Annotated in this window: 18 protein-coding genes; 8 read left to right on the forward strand and 10 right to left on the reverse strand. The window is 65.8% G+C overall.

Going from position 1 to position 18,020, the window contains the following annotated elements; genetic code table 11:
- Positions 1–70 precede the first annotated feature (70 nt).
- The 6 genes from lpxK to XI04_RS32680 form a co-directional block, all read right to left on the reverse strand.
- A complete protein-coding gene (gene lpxK / locus XI04_RS32655; protein ID WP_028140112.1) occupies positions 71–1,087 on the reverse strand; it encodes a tetraacyldisaccharide 4'-kinase in 1,017 nt (338 codons plus the stop codon).
- Positions 1,080–2,426, reverse strand: coding sequence for a 3-deoxy-D-manno-octulosonic acid transferase (locus XI04_RS32660; protein ID WP_271609999.1), 1,347 nt, complete (start codon positions 2,424–2,426; stop codon positions 1,080–1,082). The genes lpxK and XI04_RS32660 overlap by 8 nt, the downstream gene beginning before the upstream one ends.
- A complete protein-coding gene (locus tag XI04_RS32665; RefSeq protein ID WP_028140110.1) occupies positions 2,389–3,108 on the reverse strand; it encodes a lysophospholipid acyltransferase family protein in 720 nt (239 codons plus the stop codon). Before XI04_RS32665 ends, XI04_RS32660 begins: the two co-directional genes overlap by 38 nt.
- On the reverse strand, positions 3,105–3,347 hold the full coding sequence (locus XI04_RS32670) for a DUF4170 domain-containing protein (protein WP_028134338.1): 243 nt from the start codon (positions 3,345–3,347) through the stop codon (positions 3,105–3,107). The genes XI04_RS32665 and XI04_RS32670 overlap by 4 nt, the downstream gene beginning before the upstream one ends.
- Before the next feature lie 63 nt (positions 3,348–3,410).
- Positions 3,411–4,157: a 3'(2'),5'-bisphosphate nucleotidase CysQ gene (locus tag XI04_RS32675; RefSeq protein ID WP_370126368.1), complete on the reverse strand. Its 747-nt coding sequence runs from the start codon at positions 4,155–4,157 to the stop codon at positions 3,411–3,413.
- A 58-nt stretch (positions 4,158–4,215) separates the two neighbouring features.
- On the reverse strand, positions 4,216–5,634 hold the full coding sequence (locus XI04_RS32680) for a TldD/PmbA family protein (protein ID WP_038947503.1): 1,419 nt from the start codon (positions 5,632–5,634) through the stop codon (positions 4,216–4,218).
- A gap of 266 nt (positions 5,635–5,900) precedes the next feature.
- On the opposite strand from XI04_RS32680, the gene XI04_RS32685 reads away from it, so the two are divergent.
- A complete protein-coding gene (locus tag XI04_RS32685) occupies positions 5,901–6,419 on the forward strand; it encodes a DUF6101 family protein (RefSeq protein WP_038947504.1) in 519 nt (172 codons plus the stop codon).
- A gap of 110 nt (positions 6,420–6,529) precedes the next feature.
- Here XI04_RS32685 and ubiA read toward each other — a convergent pair whose 3' ends face one another.
- Together ubiA and XI04_RS32695 are read right to left on the reverse strand one after the other, a co-directional pair.
- On the reverse strand, positions 6,530–7,486 hold the full coding sequence (ubiA, locus tag XI04_RS32690; RefSeq protein WP_271609998.1) for a 4-hydroxybenzoate octaprenyltransferase: 957 nt from the start codon (positions 7,484–7,486) through the stop codon (positions 6,530–6,532).
- A 141-nt stretch (positions 7,487–7,627) separates the two neighbouring features.
- Positions 7,628–8,290 carry a hypothetical protein gene (locus XI04_RS32695; protein WP_028140105.1) on the reverse strand — a complete coding sequence of 221 codons (663 nt, stop codon included), beginning with the start codon at positions 8,288–8,290 and terminating at the stop codon, positions 7,628–7,630.
- A 210-nt stretch (positions 8,291–8,500) separates the two neighbouring features.
- Here XI04_RS32695 and XI04_RS32700 point away from each other — a divergent pair, with 210 nt between their 5' ends.
- The 6 genes from XI04_RS32700 (at position 8,501) to XI04_RS32725 (ending at position 14,461) form a co-directional block, all read left to right on the forward strand.
- Positions 8,501–9,253, forward strand: coding sequence for a 16S rRNA (uracil(1498)-N(3))-methyltransferase (locus XI04_RS32700; RefSeq protein WP_038971162.1), 753 nt, complete (start codon positions 8,501–8,503; stop codon positions 9,251–9,253).
- Positions 9,254–9,385: 132 nt separating this feature from the next.
- Entirely contained in the window at positions 9,386–10,537 is a 1,152-nt protein-coding gene (locus tag XI04_RS32705) for an ATP phosphoribosyltransferase regulatory subunit (protein ID WP_028140103.1), read from the forward strand.
- 3 nt (positions 10,538–10,540) lie between these two features.
- Entirely contained in the window at positions 10,541–11,518 is a 978-nt protein-coding gene (gene hisG, locus XI04_RS32710; protein ID WP_028140102.1) for an ATP phosphoribosyltransferase, read from the forward strand.
- A 98-nt stretch (positions 11,519–11,616) separates the two neighbouring features.
- Positions 11,617–12,669, forward strand: coding sequence for a glycosyltransferase family 2 protein (locus XI04_RS32715; RefSeq protein ID WP_028140101.1), 1,053 nt, complete (start codon positions 11,617–11,619; stop codon positions 12,667–12,669).
- The gene (locus tag XI04_RS32720) at positions 12,666–13,511 is read left to right on the forward strand and encodes a ChbG/HpnK family deacetylase (protein ID WP_028140100.1); all 846 of its coding nucleotides are present in this window, start codon (positions 12,666–12,668) and stop codon (positions 13,509–13,511) included. The genes XI04_RS32715 and XI04_RS32720 overlap by 4 nt, the downstream gene beginning before the upstream one ends.
- A gap of 125 nt (positions 13,512–13,636) precedes the next feature.
- Positions 13,637–14,461, forward strand: coding sequence for a DUF2076 domain-containing protein (locus XI04_RS32725; protein WP_038971167.1), 825 nt, complete (start codon positions 13,637–13,639; stop codon positions 14,459–14,461).
- Between the two features lie 747 nt (positions 14,462–15,208).
- Here the strand turns inward: XI04_RS32725 and XI04_RS32730 are convergent.
- A complete protein-coding gene (locus tag XI04_RS32730; RefSeq protein ID WP_028140098.1) occupies positions 15,209–16,021 on the reverse strand; it encodes a L,D-transpeptidase in 813 nt (270 codons plus the stop codon).
- 315 nt (positions 16,022–16,336) lie between these two features.
- On the opposite strand from XI04_RS32730, the gene XI04_RS32735 reads away from it, so the two are divergent.
- Positions 16,337–17,122 (forward strand): protein phosphatase CheZ, encoded by a 786-nt coding sequence (locus XI04_RS32735; RefSeq protein ID WP_028140097.1) that lies wholly within the window; start codon positions 16,337–16,339, stop codon positions 17,120–17,122.
- Between the two features lie 207 nt (positions 17,123–17,329).
- On the opposite strand, the gene XI04_RS32740 is transcribed toward XI04_RS32735, so the two are convergent.
- A complete protein-coding gene (locus XI04_RS32740; RefSeq protein WP_028140096.1) occupies positions 17,330–17,851 on the reverse strand; it encodes a hypothetical protein in 522 nt (173 codons plus the stop codon).
- Positions 17,852–18,020 lie beyond the last annotated feature (169 nt).

Genomic DNA, 18,020 nt, shown 5'->3' on the forward strand with positions numbered 1-18,020 from the left:
GCGATGGATGAATTGTTTTTCCATCCTTTGCTCTTTGGCTACGGCGGACTAGCTTGCCCACCCAACGAGATCATCGCCTGCTGAACCGCCGCTCGCGCGCCTTGTAGAGATGATCGCTGATCAATTGCCGGAGCGCTGCCGGATCATCGAATTCGAGCTGCACGGCGAACGGCACGATGCTGTCAGGCACGCCTTCACGGCCGCGGAGGCGCGCGAGATCCTTTTCCGTCGTCACCAGTGTGTGCTGCTCGCGCTGCGCCTCCGCTGCGAGAGCTGCGATCTCGTCGTTTGAAAACATGTGGTGATCGGCGAAGGCGCGCGTGCGCGCGACCTCGATGCCGCAGGCGCGCAAGCTGCGGAAAAATCGTTCGGGATCGCCAATGCCCGCGAATGCGAACACCGGCTTGCCCAAAAGTCTTGCGACCGACCCGGCGTCCGGCTTCAGGCGCGCACGCAGCTCCGGCTTGTCGCGCTTGGCAAGCTCGGTCGCGACATCGTTGGCGGCGCGGCCGTCGCCGATCAACACCAGCGCGTCGGTGCGCGCAAGCTGCGCCTTCAGCGGCGCGCGCAGCGGGCCGGCGGGAAATACCTTGCCGTTGCCGAGGCCACGTTCGCTATCGATCACGATCAGCGAGGTGTCCTTGACCAGGCGCGGGTTCTGAAAGCCATCGTCCATCAGGATGACGGTGGCGCCTTGCGATTTGGCGAGCGCGACACCCTCGAGGCGGTCCCGCGCGACAGCGACCGGGACGTCGCGCGCCATCATCAAGGGCTCGTCGCCGACGTCGGAAGCGGTGTGGCGCGCGCGGTCGACCATGACCGGGCCCTTCAGCCGTCCGCCATAGCCGCGACTGAGCACCACCGGCGTCTCGCCGAGCTCGCGCAAAAGCTTCGTCAGCGCCAGCACGGTCGGCGTCTTGCCGGCGCCGCCGACGTGATAATTGCCGACGCAGATCACGGGGATGCCGGTATCCACGCCTTTGCGCAGCATGCGCCGTTCGGTGATCGCGCCGTAGAGCGCTCCGAGCGGCCATAACGCGTACGACTGGAGGGAACGTGGCCGGTACCAGAAGGCCGGCTCACGCATTGGCGGCTCCCATCTCGATCCGCAGCTGCAGCAGATACGGCTCGAGTGCGATCATGGTGCGATCGAGCGCGCCGCCGAGCTCCTCGACCACGCCGCTGCCTGCGCGCTGCATCTTGTCGCGCAAGGTGGGATCGGCCAGCAGCTGGCCGAGCTGCTTGACCAGCGCCTCCTGCGTGTCGGCCTGGCGCGCACCGCCGCTGCCGTCGAGCGCCTCATAGACATCGGCGAAGTTGAAGACGTGTGGGCCATGCACGATCGCGGCCCCGAGCTTGATCGCCTCGATCGGGTTCTGCCCGCCATGACGGATCAGCGATCCGCCCATGAACACGATCGGCGACAGCCGGTAGAACAGGCCGAGCTCGCCCATGGTGTCGGCGACATAGATATCGGTGGTCGCGGTCGGAAGCTCCTCGCGCGAGCGCAATGCCGGCTTCAGGCCTGAGGCCGTGATCAGGCCGGCGATCGAGGAGCCGCGATCGGGATGCCGCGGCACGATCACGGTGAGGAGCTGCGGGAAGAAGCCGGAGAGGCTGCGATGCGCGGCGACCAGCAACTCGTCCTCGCCCGGGTGGGTCGAGGCCGCGACGATGATGGGGCGCCCGCGCGTCATCGCCATCAGCCGTTCGAGCTTGGCGGGATCGGCCGGCGGCGCCGACACGTCGAGCTTGAGGTTGCCCGTGGTGACGACGTCGCGGCCGCCGAGCGTGGAGAAGCGCTCGGCATCGGTCTTCGACTGCGCAAGGCAGATGTCGAAACGCGACAGCAGCGCCGAGATGGTGCCCTGCATGCGCCGCCAGCGCGGGAAGGAGCGCGGCGACATCCGCCCATTGATCAGCACCATCGGCACCCGGCGCGTCGCGCCCGCCAGGATCAGGTTCGGCCACAGATCGGATTCGATGAACAGCGCCAGCGACGGCTTCCAATGATCGAGGAAGCGCGCGACATAGCGCGGCGAATCATACGGCACGTATTGATGGATGACGTCGGGCGGAAAGCGCTTTGCGACCACGGCGGCCGAGGTGACGGTGCCCGAGGTGAGCAGGATGCGTAAGTTGAGATCGCGCAGGCGCTCGATCAGCCCCGCCGCGGCCAGCACCTCGCCGACACTGGCGCCGTGGATCCAGACCAGCGGACCATGCGGCCGCACGTCCCGGGACAGGCCGCGCCGCTCGCCGACGCGCGCGGGATCCTCCTTGCCCTGCTTCAGCCGCCGCTTGATCAGCGCCGGCGCAAGCGGCACCAGGCCGGAGGCCAGGCGCCGGTACATCCGCAGCGTGATCGGCAGCGCAATGGGCAGCGATTTAGGCATCTTCCGGTCCCGGGCGGCCGAGTTGCGCATAGGCGCGGCGGGTCGCCTCGTTCAACGTGTCTTCCAGCTCCTGCCGCAGCGCTTCCATCATGGCGGCGTCGGCGTCCGGCGGAACGTGGATTTCCTTGATGCCGACCAATGCGCCCCGCCCGAATGGCAAATTGATGGTGGTGCGGTCCCAGTTCTTGAGCCGGACGAAGCGGCTGGTCGCCATCGCGAAAGGCATGATCGGCCGCCCCGATTCCCGTGCCAGCATGATGATGCCGAGCCCGGCCACGCGCGAGCGCTTGGGGACATCGGCGGTCAGCGCGACATTACAACCGGTCTGGAGCGTGCGCACCATTTCCTTGAAGGCGCCGACCCCGCCCTTGCGGTGGAAGGCGCCGCCATGATCGCCGGAACCGCGGATGGTGCCGATGCCGAGCCGCTCGGCGGCGATCGCATTGAACTCGCCGTCGCGGTGGCGGGAGATCAGGACCTTGGCGCGATAGGAAGCCTTGTTCTGGTTCTTGATGAAGGGCGTGAGGAAATGCTGGCCGTGCCAGAACGCGAAGATCGCAGGGAGCTGCGGCTCAACCTGCGCATAGACGTCGGGCGGATCCAACGTGAATTTGTTGGTCCGCCAGACCAGACGCAGATATTCGGCCGCCAGGACCCCGACGGCACGCTGAACGAAGCTGCTTCGCAGCGTATTGCGAAGCAGTTTTTTCAACGCGCCGGTTCTTGATTCGGGTCGAGCAACCGGTGGAGATGGACGATGAAATAGCGCATCTGCGCGTTGTCGACCGTGCTCTGCGCCTTGGCCCGCCAGGCGGCATGCGCGGTCGCATAATTCGGATAGAGGCCGACGATCTCGACGTCGTCGAGATTCTTGAAGACGTTCTGCTCGAGATCGACGAGCTCCCCGCCGATGACGAGGTGAAGCAGTTGTTGCGGGGCACTATCTGGCATGAGTTCTGTTCCTAGCGGGCTGCCCGGCAAAAGCAGTGTTCGACGAGCACGACGAAAAGCGCTTTAGGCCAAGGGACGGTTTCGAAAATGCGCGACAATGCCCGCATGACGATCGCGTCCCGCTGCCACCAGCACCCCGTGCGCCACTTCCCGGCGGTTATAGAGGATGGGTTCTCCGGAGAGGTCGCTCATCCTACCATCGGCTTCCTGCACGATCAAATCGGCCGCCGCAAGGTCCCAATCATGGCTGTTGCCCCCCGCAAAAGCCGCATCCAGCGCGCCGTGGGCGACCCGGCACAGGCGTAGCGCGAGCGAGCCGATTCGCGGATGCAGCTTGATCTCGCGGCCGGAGCTGTTGAGCCGTTCGACCATGGGTTTCGGGCCGGCGACACGGGAGAAGTCGAGCGCCGATCCGGGCGAAGCCTGCACGGCTGCGCCGTTGAGCGTGGTGCCCTGGCCGCGTGCGGCGAAGAAGAACTCATCGGTCGTCGGCGCGAACACCGCGGCCAGCACGGGCGCGGCATCCTCGACCAGCGCGACGCTGACGCACCAATCGTCGTGGCCGTTGAGGTAGTTGCGCGTGCCATCGATGGGATCGACGATCCAGGTCAGCCGCCGCGACAGCCGGGCCGCATCGTCGGCGCTCTCCTCCGAGAGCCAGCCATAATCCGGCGTCGCACTGCGCAAGCGCGTTTCGAGCAGGTCGTTGACGGCGATGTCGGCTTCCGAGACCGGCGAGGACGCACCCTTGGTCCACTTCTTCAGCTCGGTGCGGAACATCGAGTGCGCCAGCGCGCCCGCTTCCCGCACCGTGTCCTGCAGCAGCGCCGCATCGCGCGTCAGGATGGTTTCGCCCGGGGCGTTCGCCTCAACGTCCGCCAAGCGTCAATCCCTCGATGCGCACCGTCGGCGCATTGATGCCGTAGCGGAACTCGAGATTGTTCGCGGGCTGCATCGACTTGAAGATCTCGAACAGATGGCCGGCGATCGTCACCTCGCTGACGGGATAGGTGATCTCGCCGTTCTCGATCCAGAAGCCGGAAGCGCCGCGGCTGTAATCGCCGGTGACGCCGTTCACGCCGGAGCCGATCAGATCGGTGACGTAGAAGCCCTGCTTGATATCGGAGATCAGCTCGGCCGGCGTCGGCGTGCCGGGCTCGAGATGCAGATTGTACGGCCCGGGCGACGGCGAGGAAGAAACGCCGCGGTGGGCATGGCCGGTGGTGGCAAGGCCGAGCTCGCGCGCAGTGGCGCAGTCGAGCAGCCAGGTCGTCAGCACGCCCTCGTCGATCAGCGCGATCTTCTTCACGGCAACGCCTTCGGCGTCGAACGTCTGCGAGCGCAGGCCGCGCTTGCGCAGGGGATCGTCGATGATGCGGATGTTCTTCGCAAACAGCTGCTGGCCGAGCTTGTCCTTGAGGAAGCTGGTCTTGCGCGCGATCGAGGCGCCGTTGATGGCGCCGACGACATGACCGACCAGGGAGCCGGCGACGCGCGGATCGAACACGACGGGCACCTTGCAGGTCTCGACCTTGCGCGGATTGGAGCGCGCCACGGTGCGCTCGCCGGCGGAACGGCCGACGATCTCCGGCGACAACAGGTCGGCGCCATGCGGCGCCGAGGTGAAGTCGTAATCACGCTCCATGCCGGTGCCTTCGCCAGAGATCGCGGTGGCCGAGATGCCCTGGCTGGAGCGCAAATAGGAGCCGTGGAAGCCAGTCGAGGTGACCAGCACCATGCCGCCCATGCCCGCGGACGCCGAGGCGCCGCCGGATTTGGTGACGCCCTTCACGGCGAGGGCCGCAGCCTCGGCTGCGAGTGCGCGGCGCTCGAGCTCGCTGGTGGCAGGCACATCGGGATCGAGCAGATCGAGGTCGGGGAAGTCGCGTGCGAGCAGCGCGGGATCGGCGAGCCCGACATATTTGTCGTCGGGCGCAACGCGCGCCATCGCGACCGCGCGTTCGGCAAGCTTGGTCACGGCATCGCCGCTGACGTCGTTGGTCGAGACCACCGCCTGGCGCTGGCCAACCAGCACGCGCAAGCCGACGTCGTCACCCTCGGAGCGCTCGGATTCCTCGACGCGTCCGTCGCGCACCTCGACGCCTTGGGAGACGCCGCGCACCGCGACCGCGTCGGCCGCATCCGCGCCGGCGCGCTTGGCCGCCTCCACCAGCCGCTGCGCCAGATCCGACAAGGCGGACTGGTCGAACAGGTCACGGCTGGCCTTTGACCCCTTGGCGGAATCCTTGGACGAAAGCGTCGAGCTTGCGGATGGTGAAGAGTTCACGAACGAAATCCTGTTGGGGCGGGGGTTCGGGACCGGAACCCACAGATGTGCCCTGATTGCGCGGACTTCAAGCATTTTCAGCCCGCCAAAAGCTCAGATTCGCACCTTTGGCGCAACGTCTCGTCAATCATGCGCGCCAAGGTCTTGTCAATCATGAGCAGCAGTGACGGTGGGTTAACCAGCCTTTTTAAGCGGTTTCGGAAAGACCGCGCGCTAAGGTCCTCGCATCGACCGGGAACATAATCCCGGCGGGGAGAACTAAAGCCGTGAGGCGTCAAACAGCAACATGCGGGGTCGCTCCCGCCGGGTCGAGCCGCTCTCTGCGGCTCGACCCCCTTTCCCTTCCGGTCCGCTTCGATGCGCACGATCCGCGCGCCGACGGACATGTCAGGCAGATCGAGCTTCATCGCGAACGCGTCGTGCTTCGCCGTGCCGTTCGCGGCATGCAGATGGCGATCAACGTCCGCGTCAGCGACTTCACGGGCGTCGCACTGCGCGGCAATGACGAAGCGCAGGCCATCGTCCTGGTGCATCGCGATCCCTCGCTCTCCGTTCCGCTGCTCGTCGGCGCGGAAGGCGACGAGCTCGTCGAGGCCTTGGCGATTTGGAGCGAGCTGTTCGCGCTTCCGCAGCTCGACGAAGGTGCGCGCAAGCCCGCAGCCCGCCGCCGCCGCGCCAATGCGATCCGCGCCCGCCGTCCGAAATTCCTGATGCGCCGCCGCGTTGCGATGGCGCGCGAGCTGTCGGTTCATCGCGAAGAACGCGAGATCATCGCGAGGAATTAGACGGCATTCACAGGTGCCGTAGGGTGGGCAAAGCGAAGCGTGCCCACCTTTTTCAATCATTGAGAGATCGTGGGCACGGCGCAAGGGCGCCTTTGCCCACCCTACGGCAGCTACGCCGCCCGCATCACCGCGTCCACCAGCAACCCCGCAAACAGCAGCGCTCCCGCATATTTGTTCGACTTGAACAGGCGCAGGCACAGCTCAGGATCGTCGATCCGCAAGCGCACGATCTGCGACGCCAGGTGCACGGCGAAGGCGATCAGCCCGAGCCAGGCCGGCCAGCGAGCATCGCCTGAGGCCAGCGCGACGCCGATCAACATCACAGCGAGCCCGTAGAACAGGATCAGCGCCTGGTGCGTGTGCGCGCCGAACAGGCGCGCGGTGGACTTGATGCCGATCAGCGCGTCGTCGTCGGCGTCCTGATGCGCGTAGATCGTGTCATAGCCGATCACCCATGAAATCGCGCCGGCATAGAGCACCATCGCGGTGACGTCGATGCGGCCGAAGGTGACGGCAAATCCCATCAGGGCGCCCCAGGAGAAGGCAAGCCCGAGCACGATCTGCGGCCACCAGGTGATGCGCTTCATGAAGGGGTAGATCGCGACGATCAGGAGCGAAGCGATGCCGGTCGCAATCGCGAAGCGGTTGAACTGCAGCAGCACGATAAGGCCGATCAGCGCCTGCACGACCATCCAAGCCAGCGCCTGCTTCGTGCTGACCTGGCCCGAGGGCAGCGGCCGCGAGCGGGTGCGCTCGACCCTGGCGTCGAGGTCGCGGTCGGTGATGTCGTTCCAGGTGCAGCCCGCCCCACGCATCACGAAGGCGCCGATGAAGAACAGCACGATGGTGAGCGGCAGTCCGCGGACGTCATGCGCCATGCCGCTCGCGAGCGCGGCCGACCACCAGCACGGCATCAACAGCAGCCATGAGCCGATCGGACGATCGAAGCGGGACAATCGCAAATAAGGCCGCGCCCATGGCGGCGCCAGCGTATCGACCCAGTTGCCGGTGGAATCGGCAACGCGGGCGGATGTGCTAGTGCCCAGTTTTCGAAGTTCGTATTCCATCGCGGCGTATTCCGGTACGAACTTCGAAAACTACAAGGGCACTAGCAAGAAATTATAATTCACGTGCCGCTTGTCGATTTGAAGTTCCCATGAGGATCTCGCGGCAAGCACCGTAGGAACTTCAAATCGGCGGCACGTGTATCATCGGGTCAGGACGTTGCCGTTGAGCGTGTCGAAGGTGCTGCCGCCCTTCTTGCCGGCATTGGCCTCAGGCGCCGAGCCTGAACCGAGCACCTCGCTCAGCGACGGGCCGGCCGGACCGCGCGGCTGGTTCTGCATCTGCTGCGCGACGTTGCAGACCTTCGTCGCCATGGCCTCGGTATTCTTGTGACCGTCCTTCATCTGCGCGCCGATCTGCGCCGGGATTCCGCATTTGGCGGCGTGGGACTCGATGTACTTGATCATCTTGGTCTCAGCCTGGCTGAAATTGCGGATCAGCTTGCAGGCTTCGTCCGGCGGCGCATGACGGTCGCTCGCGGCCTTGATCAGCTTGCCGCGCTTCTCGGCTTCCTCGCGCAGAGGAATGAAAGCCTTCATGCAGTCCTCGCCGGGGCCGCCCTGGGTCGGCGGGGCCGCGCTGAACGCGCCAGCGCCGCCGACGGGCGCGGCGCCATTCACGGGAAAGGACGATTGCGGTGCCGTGCCGACCGAAGCGGTCGGCGCCGAGCCGTTCACCGGGGGAAACGCGGAACTGGTGGCGGCCTGGTTCGGCAGCGGCGCCGGGAAGGCGCTTTGCGCATAGGCGCCCGCGGTGCTCAGGGTGACCATGGCGGCAGTGATCGGAACCATCAAATGACGGATCATCAGGAGAATCTCTCCGGCAGGAGCTACGGGGTTCAGCGTCTTCCCAATTGAAGCGCAACCAGCGTGTTCGCGTTTTTACGATTCCCGCCGGCGCTTAACAACCCGTTGAATAGGGCAAGAGCGCGGCGCGGGGACGCACCATTTCGGCAATATTTACCCCCGGAATGGCTGCTTTCGGTTAAGAACGGCCCCAAATCGGACCCCTGAACGATGCCCTCCCACGATTTTCGCGCTCCCCGCCTGTTCGTCGACGCTCCTCTTGCCCAGGACGCCAGGGTCCCGCTCGACCGCGACCAGAGCAATTATCTCGGCAATGTGCTGCGACTTGCCGCCGGGGCCGAGGTTCTGGCCTTCAACGGCCGGGACGGCGAGTGGCAGGCCGCCATCGAGGGTCGCAAGCGGCCGGACGGTCTCGTGATCCTGCAGCAGACCCGGCCCCAGGACGGACTGCCCGACGTCGCCTACGTTTTCGCCCCGCTCAAGCATGCCCGGCTGGATTACATGGTCCAGAAGGCCATCGAGATGGGCGCAGCCGCCCTGCAGCCGGTCCTGACCCGGTTCACCCAGGCCTCCCGGGTCAACACCGAGCGGATGCGCGCGAATGTCGTCGAGGCGGCCGAGCAATGCGGCATTTTGAGCATCGCCATGGTCGCCGAGCCGGTGCCGCTGGAGCGGTATCTCAGTCAGCGCCCTGCGGGCCGCCTGCTGATCTTCTGCGACGAGGCGGCGGAGGTGCAAAACCCGGTGCAAAGCCTGCAAGACGCCCGCGAGGCCGGACAGGGGATCGACGTGCTGATCGGCCCGGAGGGCGGCTTTGCAGAGGAAGAGCGGGCCCTGCTGCTGCGGCAGCCCAGGATCCTCCGGCTGGCGCTCGGCCCGCGGATCATGCGGGCCGATACCGCCGCCGTGGCCGCTCTGGCGCTGGTGCAGGCGGTGCTGGGCGATTGGGGCAATGCCAGCTGATCCCGGCGTTGCCCGCCTGTTAAGCGATTGATCCTTTGGAGGTCGAAACCGCTTTCGGGCCATGCTAAGGGCTGCGCAATTCGCCTGCCTCCCCTTGCCCTGCCCGGTTCCACCGGGACGATGGACCCAGTTATGACCGCGACTGCCACCTCAAATGCTGCCGGCTCCGCCGCCTGGGCGGATACGCTGCTGTTGTCGTTCGCGCAGGCCGGTTACGTCAGGGCCGAGCCCGCCATCCTGCAGCCGGCCGAGCCGTTCCTAGACCTCTCCGGCGAGGACATCCGCAAGAGCCTGTACCTGACGAGTGACCTCTCCGGCGAGGAACTGTGCCTGCGCCCGGACCTGACCATTCCGGTGGCGCGCGATTACCTGACCTCCGGTCGTGCCGGCCAGCCGGCCGGGTTCAGCTATCTCGGCCCGGTGTTTCGCTACCGCAGCGGTCAAGCCAGCGAATTCCTGCAGGCCGGCATCGAATCGTTCGGCCGCCAGGACCGCGCCGCGGCCGACGCCGAGACGTTGGCGCTCGGGCTCGAAGCGACCGCGGCCTTCGGTGTCCGCGACGTCGAGATCCGCACCGGCGACGTGGCGCTGTTCAACGCGCTGCTCGACGCGCTCGACCTCTATCCGGTCTGGCGCCGCCGCCTGGTCAAGGATTTCAACCGCAAGATCAGCCTGGAAAAGGATCTGGAACGGCTGGCGGCCGCGACCACCGCCACCCGCAGCGAATATGAGGGCGTGCTCGCCGCCCTCGCCGGCTCCGACCGCAAGGCGGCGCTCGCCTTCGTCACCGATCTGATGTCGATCGCCGGCACCACCAATGTCGGGGGACGCACCACGGCCGAGATCGCCGACCGCTTCCTCGAGCAATCGACGCTGAAGGGCGGTGCGCTGCCGCGCGAGGCGATTGCCGTGCTCAAGCGCTTCCTGACGATTGCAGGCAATCCCGACGATGCCATCGCCGAGCTGCGCGCGCTCACTGCCGACGCCAGGCTCGACCTCACGGCTGCGATCGACCAGTTCGAGAGCCGGGTCGGCTTCATGGCGGCGCGGGGCATCGACGTGAAGCAGACGCGCTTCTCGACCGCGTTCGGGCGCGGGCTCGACTATTACACCGGCTTCGAATTCGAACTGCATCACCGGGGCAACGGCGCCGAGCCGCTGGTCGCCGGCGGCCGCTATGACGGGCTGATGACCCAGCTTGGATCGACTGAACCGATCCCTGCGGTCGGCTTCTCGGTCTGGGTGGATGCGCTGACGAAGATCGGCCGCAAGGTGGGAGCTTAAGTCATGAGCGCGCCATTCGTTCTGGCCGTTCCCTCCAAGGGCCGCCTGCAGGAAAACACCGAGGCCTTCTTCGCCCGTGCCGGGCTCAAGCTGTCGAAGGCCGGCGGCGCCCGCGACTATCGCGGCACGCTTGCAGGCCTCGACAATGTCGAGGTCGCCTATCTCTCGGCGAGCGAGATCGCCTCGCAACTGTCGCGCGGCCTCGCGCATCTCGGCGTCACCGGGGAAGACCTGGTGCGCGAGAACATCGCGGACGCCGACAAGCGCGTGTCGCTGATCGACGGGCTCGGCTTCGGCTACGCCGACGTCGTCGTCGCGGTGCCGCAGGCCTGGATCGACGTTCGCACCATGGCCGACCTCGACGACGTCACCACCGGCTTCCGCGAGCAGCATCACATGCGGATGCGGGTCGCGACCAAGTTCATCAACCTCACCCGCACCTTCTTCCAGAGCCACGGCATCACCGATTACCGCATCGTTGAAAGTAGCGGCGCGACCGAAGGCGCGCCGGCGGCCGGCAGCGCCGAGCTGATCGTCGACATCACCACGACGGGCGCGACGCTCGCCGCCAACGGCTTGCGGGTGCTCGACGACGGCGTGATCCTGCGCAGCCAGGCCAATCTGGTCGCCTCGAAAGAGGCCGACTGGACGCCGCAGGCGCGGGAGACCGCGCGCGTCATCCTCGATCACATCGCAGCAAGGGCGCGAGCCAACAAGTATCGCGAGGTCCGCACCCGCTTCCGGCAATGCGACGCCGCGCTGCTCGGCGAAGCCCATGGCCGGTTCGGCGTCGAGGCCCCGTTCGGCGGGCCGACCTCGTCGGGCATGTTGACGTTGCACTGCCCGCCGGGACAGCTCTATGCGCTGGCAAGCTTCCTGCGCGAGCATGGCGCCGAGACCGTCTCGGTGGTTTCGCTCGACTACGTGTTCGACCGGGAGAACCCGCTGTTCGCCAAGCTGGAGGCGTTCCTGCGGCAGTGAGCCTCAGGCCGTTCGGCTTTTCCGTTCAGCTTTGCGACAGCAAACGGCAGCTACCATATGCTGTTAAGATGACTTTGAACGCTTCTGGAACTTGATCGATGACGCTGGGCTCCGACGTTTCCGGCATGACGACGACCGCAGGCACCGCCGCGGCGAAGGGACTGTCGATCGTCGTCCCCGTCTACAACGAGGCGGCGGGCCTCGCCGCCCTGCACCAGCGCATCTGCGATCTGGCAAAAACCTTGCGGGAGCGCTATCGGCTGGCTTGCGAGGTCGTCTATGTCGACGACGGCAGCAAGGATGCGACGCTGGCGATCGCCCGCGCGCTGCCGGCCGACGCGATCGACGTCCAGGTGGTGTCGCTGTCGCGCAATTTCGGCAAGGAAGCGGCGCTGATGGCCGGCCTCGACCATGCCCGGCTGGGCGCCGTCATGTTCATGGACGGCGACGGCCAGCATCCGCCGGCCCTGATCGAGCAGCTGGTGCGGCACTGGATCGATGACGGCTATGACGTCGTCTACACCGCCAAGGCGCATCGCGACAACGAGACCTTCCTGCGCCGGGTCGCCGTGCACGGTTTCTACGCGCTGATCAATTGGGGGGCACGGCAGAAGATTCCCGAGGACGCCGGCGACTTCCGCCTGCTGTCGCCGCGCGCGGTCACAGCGCTCAGGCAGCTGCCCGAGCGCAACCGGTTCTTCAAGGGCCTCGCCAGCTGGATCGGCTTCCGCCAGATCCGGGTCGACTACGAGCCGTCCGCGCGCGCCCATGGCGTCACCACCTTCAACGCCGCGAGCCTGCTCGGCCTGTCGATCGAGGGCCTGACCTCGTTTTCGGTGGCACCCCTGCGCTTCGCCAGCCTGCTCGGCGTCATTCTCGCCGGGGGCGCCTTCCTGTTCGGCCTTTCGATCCTCTGGGAGGTGTTCACGACCGGCAAGCAGGTGCCCGGCTATCCCTCGCTCGTGATCGGCCTGATGACGATCGGCGGCGTGCAGCTCATCATGATCGGCATCGTCGGCGAATATATCGGCAAGATCCTCTCCGAGCTGAAGGCGCGCCCGATCTACTTCGTCGCCGAGCATAGTGAAAAGCACTTCGAAGCGGCGCAGGACGCTTCGAGCGACGCCGCGAAGAGGACGGCGGCCGAATGAGCGCGGCCGCGGGTCTGCGGCGGATCTGGCTCTGTGCCGACGATTACGGCATCAGCCCGGGCGTCAACCGCGCCATCCGCGACCTGATCGAACGCGGCCGCCTCAACGCCACCTCGGTGATGATGGTGGGGCCCGCAATCGCGCGCAGCGAGGTCGAGGCGCTTCAGGCCTCGGCGAAGACGAGCCCGCGCTGCGCGATCGGATTGCACGTGACGCTGTCGGCGCCGTTCCGTCCCCTCACCATGCATTTCCGCCCGCTCGACGGCGACATGTTCATGCCGTTTCCGAAGCTGCTGCGCGCGGGCATTTTGCGGCGGCTCGACCGCGAATTCTTCCGCAACGAGGTGAAGGCGCAGCTCGCCGCCTTCGCCGAAGCGTTCGGGCGCGCGCCTGACTTCGTCGACGGCCATCAGCATGTGCAGCTCTATCCGCAGGTGCGCGACGGCTTCGTCGATGCGGTCCGCGAAGGCGCGCCGAACGCCTGGGTGCGCCAGGGCGGCCGCGACCTGCCGCTCAAGCAGCGGCTGGCCTCACCCAAGGCCATCGTGCTCGACGTCCTCAGCGCGCAATTCCGCCGCCGTGCCGGCAGCGCGGGGCTCAGCTTCAACCCGGGCTTTGCCGGCGCCTATGACTTCACGCGGGCGGCCGATTTTGGCGAGCTGATGCGGCAATTCCTGGAAGGCTTGCCGGATGGCGGCCTCGTGATGTGCCACCCCGGCTTCGTCGACGATGTCCTCGCCGGCCTCGATCCGATGACGGATGTCCGCGAACGCGAGCACGCCTATCTGGCGGGCGACGCCTTCGCGCGTCTGCTGGCGGACAGCGGCGCCACGCTGGGATGACACCGGCGGACAGCAAGCCGCGGGGCAGCTTGTCGCATACCGAAATTTAATCCGGCCGGCACTGTTGGGGCCACAATGGAACCCTACATCTGCTTCGCGCTTGTTTTGCGCGAGGGAGACTGATCATGACGCCGCAGGAACGCCAGCTCGTCGACGACCTTTTCGACCGGCTTTCGAAACTGGAAAACGCACCGCGCGATCCCGACGCGATCGCCGCGATCTCGGACGGGCTGCGCAAGGCACCCGGCGCGATCTATGCGCTGGTGCAGACCACGCTGCTGCAGGACGAAGCGCTGAAGCGCGCCCATAACCGCATCCAGGAGCTGGAAGCGGCCCATGCGCCCGAGCAGGCGCAGTCCGGCGGCTTCCTCGACACCATGCGCGATACCTTGTTCGGCGGAGGCCCCTCGCGCGGCTCGGTTCCGAACGTGCCGCCGCGTGACACGCGGCCGGTCTGGAACAGCGGCGGAGCGATGCAGCAGACACAGCCGGGCTACGGTCAGCCGCCTTACGGCCAAGGTCCAGGTCAGGCCCCGGGCCAGGGTTATGGCGCACCGCCGATGGGCGGTGGCGGCGGCTCGTTCCTCGGCACCGCGGCGGCAGCTGCGGCCGGCGTCGTCGGCGGCTCGCTGCTGCTCTCGAGCATCCGCGGCATGATGGGCGGATCGCATCAGCAGGCCTTTGGCGACACCAACGCCCTCGGCGACCGCAGCGCTGGTGGAAGTCCTTGGGGCGGCAGCGACCAGTCCGGCGGCTCGCTCGCGCGCGATGCCGGCCTCAACGACATCGGCTCGAACCGGGAGTCCCGCCAGAGCTTCTCCGACCAGGCGAACAACGATCGTAACGACAACGACCAGAACTACGGCGACAACAACGACGACGGCAATATGGACGTAGCCGACGACAGCGATTTCGGCGGCGACGACGATGGCGGCAGCGATTACGCGTGAGCAATTCGTCCGAAAGATGCGGACGGCCGCCTCTCGGCGGCCGTTTTCTTTAGAGCATGGGCTCGAGCGTCTTTTGTGCCACGGCAAGGAGAGAGGACGCTCGATATAATATGACTAATGCGCAGCGCCATTGGACTGAGCTGAACGTTACCCGACGCGCCTGAATTCACCATGACAAATCAAATCGCCGTCTGACGCGTGCGACCGTAGACTCCCGGATTTCCAAATTCGGACATGGGTGTTCAACTGGAAGAACACGTTGCTCATGCCACACACCAATGTGGTTGCCTCTCTTGGTTATAGTCGGGGTTTTAAAAATGAGTCCACTTCAGCAGCGCATCGCAACCCTGACCAACGTGACAACTCATCTCATCACCGAGTTGTCGGAGTTGGAGGGACTGCACGAGCGCCTCAAGAAGGCAGAGCTGTCGGCGCGGCGGTTGAAACGCTCCGTTCGCGCATCGCTTTCCCATTCATCAACTCGTCGTCGCTGCTCTGTTGCCCCTCGTCTCGGTTCGAGGCGGCATCGTCGGCCAGCCTAAAGCATGATCCGGAAAAAGTGCGCAGCGGTTTTCCGAAAAGATCATGCTTAAACAACAACCTGAAGCGCGATGACGATTCATCCTGATCGCATCGCGCTTTGGACCTTGGCCGGAGGACGTACGCCGGCGGCGCGCAACGCCTTCGATGCCGCGCGTCGCGAGCCGGCGCGACACGCGGAGTTGACGGCTCGCAGCGCGCGCTGGGCTACATCACCACGACCTTCGTGCCGACATTGACGCGGCCGTAGAGGTCGATGACGTCTTCGTTGCGCATGCGGATGCAGCCGGAGGAGACGTTGGTGCCGATGGTCCAGGGCTCGTTGGAGCCGTGGATGCGGTACAGCGTCGAGCCCAGATACATCGCGCGGGCGCCGAGCGGGTTCTCCGGACCGCCTTCCATGTGCCGGGGCAAATCGGGACGGCGCGCGATCATTTCGGCCGGCGGCGTCCAGTCCGGCCATTCGCGCTTGGCTGTGATCGCCTTCACGCCGGACCAGGTGAAGCCGGGACGCCCGACGCCAATGCCGTAGCGCATCGCCCTGCCGTTGCCCTCGACGAGATAGAGGAATTTGTTCGGGGTATCGACCACGATGGTGCCGGGACTTTCCTTGCCGCTATAGTCAACAGATTGCTTCTCGAACCTTGGATCAAACTGACGCTGCCGCGGGTCGGCCGTCTCCTGCTGAACCGCGCCTTGCTGATATCCACCCTGCATCTGCGGCTCGCCCATCGGCGGCAGGCGGCGCTGGTCGTAATAGCCGGGCTGCTGTTGATAGACCGGCTGCTGCGGCGCGTAGGCCGGACCGCGGCCGGGACCGTCGCCGAACAGGAACTCGATGAAGCCGCCGCCCATGTTCGCATTGGAGGCGACGCGCACCGGCGCCGGCGGCACCTGCGGCTGGTAGAGCACCGCGGGCGGATCGTTCGGCACCGAATTGTCGAAGGCGCTGGCACTGTTTGCGCCGGCAATGAAGGTGCAAGCGCTGCCGAGCAGCGCGACAGACATTTTCTTGAACATCGACGTACTCTGTACTGTTTCGTCTAGATCACATGCGCCGTGGAGAGCTGATGGCTGGTCCGCGCCCCCGACGTGGTCAATAAAAAGCAAAAGCCGTTTTGTTTGGTAAACAGAAGCGGCGTTTGGATTCACCACGTCGTCAGCAGCGGGGCAATTTGGCGATCAGCGTTTATTTTCGATGAACGCCGCGCGCCCATGGTTAATCGCTTCTTTGCGCGCCGTCGCGCGCAGCCGCACAACAGTTCCTGCCGTGAACTTCGTGTTAAATCGCTTCTGCCTACAAAGACGCGTGAGTGAGGTGGGGGGAGTATCCAGATGGCTGTTCACCGCAAACGTTTTCGCGTCGAGGATATCGCTGGTGGCGAGATGCCGATTTTGGACGTAACTGAAGAGGCAATCCCGATGCATAGCGAGATCATGGCCGAGCTACGTGCGATCCGTGCACAGATGGCGAAAGGCACCGCGCCCTTGCCCTTGTCCGGCAGCGCAGCCATGGCGGCGATCGACGCCTCCACCGCCCACGAGCTCTCCGAGGCTCGGACCATGCTCGAGACCTATCGGGCCCAGATCGAGCAGTGCGAAAAGCTGAAGGTCGAGCTCGACCTCATCCATGATGCCATCGACCGCACCAAGCGCGAAATCGCGACACTGCACGGCAAGAGCTTTGACGGCGGCGAAATGGCCAAGGTCAATGGCGAGCTCGGCGCGGTGGTCGGCGGCACCGAGCAGGCGACCCAGCAGATCCTCGAGGCCGCGGAGTCGATCGACCAGGCCGCCAGCGCAATGTCCAAGGTGGACTCGATCGACCAGCAGAAGCGGCTCGCCGACGACATCCAGGAACGCGTCATCTCGATCTTCGAGGCCTGCAACTTCCAGGACCTGACCGGCCAGCGCATCAGCAAGGTGATGGGCACGATGAAGTTCATCGAGCAGCACATCAATGCGATGATGGAGATCTGGGGCGGCGTCGACGCGATCAAGTCCCACGTCGTGCCGCAGGTCGACAATCGCAGCGAGGACGACAAGCTTCTCAACGGCCCCAAGCTCGCCGGCGACGTCGGCCACGCCTCGCAGGACGACATCGACGCGCTGTTCGACTGAGCGGACGCGGCATAGCGAAAAACAAAACGCCGGCGAGAGCCGGCGTTTTTGTTTTTGGCCCAGCCCGTCATTCCGGGGCGGCTCGACAGAGCCGGACCCGGAATCCGGAGATTTAAGGCAGGAAGCTCACCACATCGAGATTCTCAGGTGCGCGAGTGCGCACCATAGTTCGCGCTTCGCGCGCCCCGGCATGACGGAAGACGAACATCACGCCCGCGGCGCGCAGCGGACGTAGACCATGTTGCCGTAGCGGGTGGCGGCGTCCTTGTCGATGAAGCGGGTGATCAGGACGCGGCCGTCGAAGGAGATGATTTCGCGGTCCTGCTCGCCGGGGGTCGGACCCGCCGGTCCGATGTAGTTCTTGCCGCTCGGCGAGCCCTTAAGCCGCAGCTCCTGGGGCGTTGCCTGGTCGGCCAGATGCATGATCACGCCGCCGGAGGAGCCGGCGGTGATCACGTAGGGATTTTTGCACTGGGCCCGGGCGGCGGCCTCGGTGCGGGCGCGGTCGGCCGGGTTCTGGAACGAGGCGAGGCCCCAGCGGCCGACGATCTCGTCGCCGCGAATGGTCGCAGGCATTTCGGGCGCGACGCCCGGCTCGGCTTCGGGCGGCGGCGAGGACGACGAGAAGGACGGCAGGCTCATGCCGCCGCCGCAGGCGCCCAGCAGCAGCGCCAGACAAGAGGCGGCGGCCAGATTGGCAACCGTGCGCGCGTGAGCTGAACTGATCATGGCATTCCCCCGAACAAGACCATGGCCGCACCCCTCCTGCAGCCAAGCGCAAAACCGCTGCCGGAGCAATGACGTCCTTTAATACGTCGGCGCCCCGAACAAGTTTCCAGTGCCACCATCCTATATCCGCCTCACCAATCGCTTAACCACCTTTGCTTGACAGGATCGC

It is taken from the genome of Bradyrhizobium sp. CCBAU 11430 (genome assembly GCF_028128855.1).
Classification (GTDB): domain Bacteria; phylum Pseudomonadota; class Alphaproteobacteria; order Rhizobiales; family Xanthobacteraceae; genus Bradyrhizobium; species Bradyrhizobium ottawaense.

What these genes read in the sequence shown, in the direction of transcription:
- XI04_RS32670 (WP_028134338.1), bottom strand. Translation starts at nt 3,347, where the DNA reads ATGCCAGATAGTGCCCCGCAACAACTGCTTCACCTCGTCATCGGCGGG.
- XI04_RS32740 (WP_028140096.1), bottom strand. Translation starts at nt 17,851, where the DNA reads ATGATCAGTTCAGCTCACGCGCGCACGGTTGCCAATCTGGCCGCCGCC.
- XI04_RS32705 (WP_028140103.1), top strand. Translation starts at nt 9,386, where the DNA reads ATGACCGCGACTGCCACCTCAAATGCTGCCGGCTCCGCCGCCTGGGCG.
- XI04_RS32720 (WP_028140100.1), top strand. Translation starts at nt 12,666, where the DNA reads ATGAGCGCGGCCGCGGGTCTGCGGCGGATCTGGCTCTGTGCCGACGAT.
- ubiA (WP_271609998.1), bottom strand. Translation starts at nt 7,486, where the DNA reads ATGGAATACGAACTTCGAAAACTGGGCACTAGCACATCCGCCCGCGTT.
- hisG (WP_028140102.1), top strand. Translation starts at nt 10,541, where the DNA reads ATGAGCGCGCCATTCGTTCTGGCCGTTCCCTCCAAGGGCCGCCTGCAG.
- XI04_RS32715 (WP_028140101.1), top strand. Translation starts at nt 11,617, where the DNA reads ATGACGCTGGGCTCCGACGTTTCCGGCATGACGACGACCGCAGGCACC.
- XI04_RS32695 (WP_028140105.1), bottom strand. Translation starts at nt 8,290, where the DNA reads ATGATCCGTCATTTGATGGTTCCGATCACTGCCGCCATGGTCACCCTG.
- XI04_RS32725 (WP_038971167.1), top strand. Translation starts at nt 13,637, where the DNA reads ATGACGCCGCAGGAACGCCAGCTCGTCGACGACCTTTTCGACCGGCTT.
- XI04_RS32735 (WP_028140097.1), top strand. Translation starts at nt 16,337, where the DNA reads ATGGCTGTTCACCGCAAACGTTTTCGCGTCGAGGATATCGCTGGTGGC.
- XI04_RS32700 (WP_038971162.1), top strand. Translation starts at nt 8,501, where the DNA reads ATGCCCTCCCACGATTTTCGCGCTCCCCGCCTGTTCGTCGACGCTCCT.
- XI04_RS32660 (WP_271609999.1), bottom strand. Translation starts at nt 2,426, where the DNA reads ATGCGCAACTCGGCCGCCCGGGACCGGAAGATGCCTAAATCGCTGCCC.
- lpxK (WP_028140112.1), bottom strand. Translation starts at nt 1,087, where the DNA reads ATGCGTGAGCCGGCCTTCTGGTACCGGCCACGTTCCCTCCAGTCGTAC.
- XI04_RS32730 (WP_028140098.1), bottom strand. Translation starts at nt 16,021, where the DNA reads ATGTTCAAGAAAATGTCTGTCGCGCTGCTCGGCAGCGCTTGCACCTTC.